The following is a 1,552-nucleotide window of genomic DNA, read 5'->3' as shown; positions in this document are numbered from 1 at the left end:
CGGCTTATAGTTACTCCGTTCCATTAATTAATGTATTTACCTATCTCATTAATACATGGAATATGCTTCTGTTGATCACGAATATTTGAGCGGAAACAATCAATGTTTGTAACAAGACTTTCGGATCAACAGGAGTAATTTGTTTCAATACGCATACTCAGGGATTGTCGTAATGCCGACTATCTATAAGACTTGCGAGAAACACTATTAGCCTCTATTTATTCTTTCACTTTACCTCTAGGAGGCCCAAAATGGAAGCCTTTAACATCTCAGGTTTTGCTGCCCTTATCGGGATCGATTGGGCCGACCGTAAACATGATATTTGTGAAATAAACCGCGATACAAATACACAATATTTAAGTGTGATTTCCTCTGAGCCTAAGTCAATTAATGCATGGGCGCTTGAGTTAAAACAACGCTACAACGGCAGACCCGTTGCTGTCGCGTGTGAGCTAAAAAAAGGTCCACTTATATATGCACTCAGTAAATTTAAGCACATTATATTATTTGTGATTAACCCATCAAGTGTCGCTAAATACCGTGCAGCATTTTCGCACAGCGGGGCTAAAGATGATCCTACTGATGCGATTATTCAAGTTGAAATTCTACAACTTCACATGGATAAATTAACGGTTATTAGACCTGACTCAGAAGAAGTTAGGTGCCTTGCACAGCTTGTCGAATACAGACGTAAATTAGTACAAGATCGTGTTAATTTAACCAATAAAATAGCCACAACGCTAAAAAATTATTATCCCCACGTGATTGATTGGTTTAAAGAAAAGGACACTCAAATATTCTGTGACTTTTTACTGCGTTGGCCCTCTCTTACTCACGCTAAAAAAGCGAGAAAGCAAACACTACTCGACTTCTTTAATCAACATAACTCCCGCTACCCACTCGTTAATGAAAAGCGGATAAAAGAAATAAAGGATGCTGAAATTCTCACCGATGATATGGCCGTGATCACGCCAAACTTATTGCTTATTGAATGCCTCGTTCCTCAACTCAAACATTTAATGCAGGCAATAACCCGATTTGATGACGAAATTAAAACGCTTTATAAGCAACATAAAGATCGCGCTATTTTTGATAGTTTACCAGGTGCAGGACCACAATTAGCGCCTCGGTTATTAGCCGCTATGGGGTCAAATCGTGACCGTTATAAGTGCGCTGCTGACATACAAAAATACGCAGGCATTGCCCCTGTTACCGAGCGCAGTGGCAAGAAGGAATGGATACACTGGCGATATTCGTGCACTAAATTTTTAAGGCAAACATTTGTTGAATGGGCAGGATTATCTGTGCGTTATTCATTTTGGGCAAAAGCATATTATCGGCAGCAAGAGGCCAAAGGAAAACCCCATAATACCATCATCAGATCATTAGCATTTAAGTGGATAAGAATACTATTTAGGTGCTGGAAAACACATACGCCCTACGATGAATCAACTTACTTAATCGCATTGAAAAGTAAGGGATCACCGCTGTTAAAATTTGCGGTGGAAAGTGAGCTTTAGTGCTTGCTGTCCACCTCAGGGCGTGTTGTTAT

1 protein-coding gene is annotated in these 1,552 nt (G+C 39.8%); it reads left to right on the top strand.

Translation table 11 applies throughout. From position 1 onward, the window contains the following. The first annotated feature begins 266 nt into the window (after positions 1-266). The gene (locus HC000_RS18200; RefSeq protein WP_179808381.1) at positions 267-1,520 is read left to right on the top strand and encodes an IS110 family transposase; all 1,254 of its coding nucleotides are present in this window, start codon (positions 267-269) and stop codon (positions 1,518-1,520) included. Positions 1,521-1,552: the final 32 nt, after the last annotated feature.

The organism is Pseudoalteromonas sp. MIP2626, assembly GCF_013414205.1.
Classification (GTDB): Bacteria; Pseudomonadota; Gammaproteobacteria; order Enterobacterales; family Alteromonadaceae; genus Pseudoalteromonas; species Pseudoalteromonas nigrifaciens.
Note: the sequence above shows the minus strand (reverse complement) of the source record. Positions and strands in the feature narration are given on the sequence as shown.